This is a genomic window from Sunxiuqinia indica (assembly GCF_009847015.1).
Classification (GTDB): Bacteria; Bacteroidota; Bacteroidia; order Bacteroidales; family Prolixibacteraceae; genus Sunxiuqinia; species Sunxiuqinia indica.
This window is the reverse complement of the sequence record NZ_WVEM01000031.1, coordinates 1-5,450: the sequence shown is the minus strand read 5'-3', so window position 1 is coordinate 5,450 and position 5,450 is coordinate 1. Positions and strand designations below refer to the sequence as shown.

Genomic DNA, 5,450 nt, shown 5'->3' with positions numbered 1-5,450 from the left:
CAAAAAGCCCGATGCTCTGGAGAACACCGGGCTGGTAAAGAATGGCGACGACCTACTCTCCCACATTTCTGCAGTACCATCGGCGCTGGCGGGCTTAACTTCTCTGTTCGGAATGGGAAGAGGTGGAGCCCCACCGCAATAATCACCTAAAATCTTTGCTTTGCTTAGTTCCTGAGTAATTCAGGAAGTACACAACACTTAAATATTTTTAACATACCGGGAAAAGAATCTAAATTGTCAAACAACCTTAAAATTTGCAAGGAAAGTCTACGGGTAATTAGTACTGCTCGGCTACGCCCATCACTGAACTTCCACCTGCAGCCTATCAACGTGGTAGTCTCCCACGACCCTTAAAGGAAATCTCATCTTGAGGCAGGCTTCGTGCTTAGATGCTTTCAGCACTTATCCCTTCCACACATAGCTACCCTGCAATGCAGCTGGCGCCACAACAGGTACACTAGAGGTATGTCCACCGCGGTCCTCTCGTACTAGCGGCAGGCCCTCTCAAATTTCCAACGCCCACAACAGATAGGGACCGAACTGTCTCACGACGTTCTGAACCCAGCTCGCGTGCCACTTTAATGGGCGAACAGCCCAACCCTTGGGACCTTCTCCAGCCCCAGGATGTGACGAGCCGACATCGAGGTGCCAAACCGCTCCGTCGATATGAGCTCTTGGGAGCGATCAGCCTGTTATCCCCGGAGTACCTTTTATCCTTTGAGCGATGGCCCTTCCATACGGAACCACCGGATCACTATGCTCTACTTTCGTACCTGGTCGACTTGTCAGTCTCACAGTCAAGCGCCCTTATACCATTATACTCTGCTGGCGGTTACCAATCGCCATGAGGGCACCTTTAGAAGCCTCCGTTACTCTTTTGGAGGCGACCACCCCAGTCAAACTACCCACCACACACTGTCCCCCGCATAACGGGGTTAGGTTCCAAGTAAGCAAAGGGACGTATTTCAAGGATGACTCCACGAGTCCTGGCGAACCCGCTTCATAGTCTCCGTCCTATCCTACACATCACTTACCCAGAATCAATGTGAAGTTGCAGTAAAGGTTCACGGGGTCTTTCCGTCCCGTTGCGGGTACTCGGCATCTTCACCGAGACTACAATTTCACCGAGCTCATGGCCGAGACAGTGCGCACATCGTTACACCATTCGTGCAGGTCGGAACTTACCCGACAAGGAATTTCGCTACCTTAGGACCGTTATAGTTACGGCCGCCGTTTACCGGGGCTTCGATTCAATGCTTCTCCGAAGATAACATCCCCTCTTAACCTTCCGGCACCGGGCAGGTGTCAGGCCATATACATCATCTTTCAATTTAGCATAGCCATGTGTTTTTGATAAACAGTCGCATGCGCCTTTTCACTGCGGCTCTACCGGAGTAGAGCGCCCCTTCTCCCGAAGTTACGGGGCGATTTTGCCTAGTTCCTTAGCCATGAATCACTCGAGCGCCTCAGGATTCTCTCCTTGACTACCTGTGTCGGTTTGCGGTACGGGCTTTTGATACCTGAAGCTTAGAGGTTTTTCTTGGAAGCTCTTAGGATCACTATCCGTTTGCCCGAAGGCTCACGGTACTGTCTGGTTTCAGCTCAAAGCACGGATTTGCCTATGCCTCTCATAACTTACACCATTTAACGTACTATTCCGTCAGTACGCGGATCTTTCATTACTTCGTCACCCCATCGCAGTATCAAAAGGTATTGGAATATTAACCAATTGTCCATCGACTTCCCCCTTCGGGTACGCCTTAGGCCCCGACTAACCCTGATCCGATTAGCGTTGATCAGGAAACCTTAGTCTATCGGCGAGCAGGTTTCTCACCTGCTTTATCGTTACTTATGCCTACATTTGCTTTTCCAAACGCTCCAGCATACCTCACGGTACACCTTCAACGCTAGATTGGAATGCTCCCCTACCATAAATCCATAGCTTCGGTGGTATATTTAATGCCCGATTATTATCCACGCCCGATCGCTCGACTAGTGAGCTGTTACGCACTCTTTAAATGAATGGCTGCTTCCAAGCCAACATCCTAGCTGTCTATGCAATCAGACCTCGTTTGTTCAACTTAATATACACTTGGGGACCTTAGCTGATGGTCTGGGTTCTTTCCCTCTCGGACACGGACCTTAGCACCCATGCCCTCACTGCCGTGAAGCATCTTATAGCATTCGGAGTTTGTCTGGATTTGATAGGCGGTGAAGCCCTCGCATCCAATCAGTAGCTCTACCTCTATAAGACTCATACACGACGCTGCACCTAAATGCATTTCGGGGAGTACGAGCTATTTCCCAGTTTGATTGGCCTTTCACCCCTACCCACAGTTCATCCAAAAACTTTTCAACGTTTCCTGGTTCGGTCCTCCATCCCGTGTTACCGGGACTTCAACCTGACCATGGGTAGATCACCAAGGTTTCGCGTCTAGCGCTACTGACTTAAGCGCCCTGTTCAGACTCGCTTTCGCTTCGGCTCCGGGACTTAATCCCTTAACCTTGCCAGTAACGACTAACTCGTAGGCTCATTATGCAAAAGGCACGCAGTCACCCCAATAAATCAGGGCTCCTACAGCTTGTAAGCGCACGGTTTCAGGTACTTTTTCACTCCCTTGTTCAGGGTGCTTTTCACCTTTCCCTCACGGTACTTGTTCACTATCGGTCTCTCAGTAGTATTTAGCCTTACCGGATGGTCCCGGCAGATTCAGACAGGATTTCTCGTGTCCCGCCCTACTCAGGATACCACTATCTTTAATACAATGTACGTGTACAGGATTATCACCTTCTTTGATTGAACTTTCCAGTTCATTCCACTTAATGTATTATCGAATATTGTGGTCCTACAACCCCAACATTGCCGAAACAATATTGGTTTAGGCTGTTCCGCGTTCGCTCGCCACTACTTACGGAATCACTTTTGTTTTCTCTTCCTCCAGGTACTTAGATGTTTCAGTTCCCTGGGTTAGCTTCCGACATAATCGGATGGTCCGAAGACCAGGTTGTCCCATTCGGATATTTGCGGATCAATTCGTATTTGCCAATCCCCGCAACTTTTCGCAGCTTATCACGTCCTTCATCGCCTCTGAGAGCCTAGGCATCCCCCGTGCGCCCTTAATAACTTTCTCTTGATTCTTTTAAGGTTGAATGTAATTTACATTCTCTTATTTTCCCAATATGTCAAAGAACTTTATAACTTGTCCCGAAGGACTGTTAAATGTAGATACGCCCGGAGTCGAACCGGATTGTTTACCACCTCTGGGTATCTGTTCTTAAATTCCAAATTTCAGGTTTCAAATTCCAAACTTGTTGCCTGTTCTGGTTTTTTTCAATATGTGTTGAACGTGTTTGTCTTACGACCTTTTTGTCTCTTTCGTGGAGAATAAGGGAGTCGAACCCTTGACCTCTAGAATGCAAATCTAGCGCTCTAGCCAACTGAGCTAATCCCCCGAAATCAGTTTCAAGTTCCGGGTTTCAAGTTTGAAGTTGAACAACTTGCAACTTTGAACTTTTAACTTGGAACTACTTAGTAGTCCCGCCCAGACTTGAACTGGGGACCTCTACATTATCAGTGTAGCGCTCTAACCAGCTGAGCTACGGGACTGTCTTTTCTTTTAGCGTTTACAGCTTCTAGCTATAAGCCTTAAAGCTGACAGCTTTCCGCGTTTTGCTCTTATATTTTTTAAAAAAGTAGTGATAAAGAAAAATGCTCGTTATACGATTATTGTCTATTCCAAGCTCCAGAAAGGAGGTGTTCCAGCCACACCTTCCGGTACGGCTACCTTGTTACGACTTAACCCCAGTTACTAGTTTTACCCTAGGCCGCTCCTTGCGGTCACAGACTTCAGGTACCCCCAGCTTCCATGGTTTGACGGGCGGTGTGTACAAGGCCCGGGAACGTATTCACCGCGCCATGGCTGATGCGCGATTACTAGCGAATCCAGCTTCACGAAGTCGGGTTGCAGACTTCGATCCGAACTGAGACCAGCTTTAGAGATTAGCATCCAGTCGCCTGGTAGCTGCCCTTTGTACTGGCCATTGTAACACGTGTGTAGCCCTGGACATAAGGGCCGTGCTGATTTGACGTCATCCCCACCTTCCTCGCACCTTACGGTGGCAGTCCCGCTAGAGTCCCCAGCATAACCTGATGGTAACTAACGGTAGGGGTTGCGCTCGTTATGGGACTTAACCCGACACCTCACGGCACGAGCTGACGACAACCATGCAGCACCTTGCAGACCGTCCGAAGAAAAACATCTTTCGACGTCTGTCGTTCTGCATTTAAGCCCAGGTAAGGTTCCTCGCGTATCATCGAATTAAACCACATGTTCCTCCGCTTGTGCGGGCCCCCGTCAATTCCTTTGAGTTTCACTGTTGCCAACGTACTCCCCAGGTGGCTCACTTAATACTTTCGCTTGGCCGCATACTGTGTATCGCATACAGCGAGTGAGCATCGTTTACGGCGTGGACTACCAGGGTATCTAATCCTGTTCGCTCCCCACGCTTTCGTACCTCAGTGTCAGTTACAGTTTAGTAAGCTGCCTTCGCAATCGGGGTTCTGTGTAATATCTAAGCATTTCACCGCTACACTACACATTCCGCCTACCTCAACTGTACTCAAGCCCAGCAGTATCAATGGCAGTTCTACCGTTAAGCGGCAGGATTTCACCACTGACTTACTGGGCCACCTACGTACCCTTTAAACCCAATGAATCCGGATAACGCTTGCATCCTCCGTATTACCGCGGCTGCTGGCACGGAGTTAGCCGATGCTTATTCCTGCACTACCGTCAAAACACTACACGTAATGTCCATTCTTGGTGCAGAAAAGAAGTTTACAACCCATAGGGCAGTCTTCCTTCACGCGGGATGGCTGGTTCAGGCTTGCGCCCATTGACCAATATTCCTCACTGCTGCCTCCCGTAGGAGTCTGGTCCGTGTCTCAGTACCAGTGTGGGGGATCATCCTCTCAGAACCCCTAGACATCGTAGTCTTGGTGAGCCGTTACCTCACCAACTAACTAATGTCACGCATGCCCATCTTTTACCGATAAATCTTTAATTAAAAAACCATGCGGTCTCTTAATACCATGGAGTATTAATCCGGATTTCTCCGGGCTATTCTCCTGTAAAAGGCAGGTTGCATACGCGTTACTCACCCGTGCGCCGGTCGTCAGCGGAGCAAGCTCCCTGTTACCCCTCGACTTGCATGTGTTAGGCCTCCCGCTAGCGTTCATCCTGAGCCAGGATCAAACTCTTCGTTGTAAATAAAAATTGTTAGAATCTTTTAAAGATTCAATCTTGTCTAGCTCGTGGAATAAACTCGTTTAATTCGCAATTCTTCCTTATCTTTCTACTTTTTCAATATTTTCAATGAACTATTTGTGGCAAAAAATAACCGCAACTCATCACCGCGGCTTCTGTGTACTTCTTGCTGATATGTCGATT

At 48.5% G+C, this 5,450-nt stretch carries 2 tRNA genes and 3 rRNA genes; all 5 read right to left on the bottom strand.

The features are described from left to right. Positions 1-39 precede the first annotated feature (39 nt). A 5S ribosomal RNA gene (gene rrf, locus GR929_RS21645) occupies positions 40-150 on the bottom strand. Positions 151-257: 107 nt separating this feature from the next. Next, positions 258-3,131: ribosomal RNA gene (locus tag GR929_RS21640) — 23S ribosomal RNA — on the bottom strand. Between the two features lie 248 nt (positions 3,132-3,379). Continuing rightward, a tRNA-Ala gene (locus tag GR929_RS21635) sits at positions 3,380-3,453 on the bottom strand. A gap of 80 nt (positions 3,454-3,533) precedes the next feature. Further along, positions 3,534-3,607, bottom strand: a tRNA-Ile gene (locus tag GR929_RS21630). A 140-nt stretch (positions 3,608-3,747) separates the two neighbouring features. Then, positions 3,748-5,267, bottom strand: a 16S ribosomal RNA gene (locus GR929_RS21625). The 16S, 23S and 5S rRNA genes sit together here with 2 tRNA genes alongside, the layout of an rRNA operon. Between the last annotated feature and the right edge of the window lie 183 nt (positions 5,268-5,450).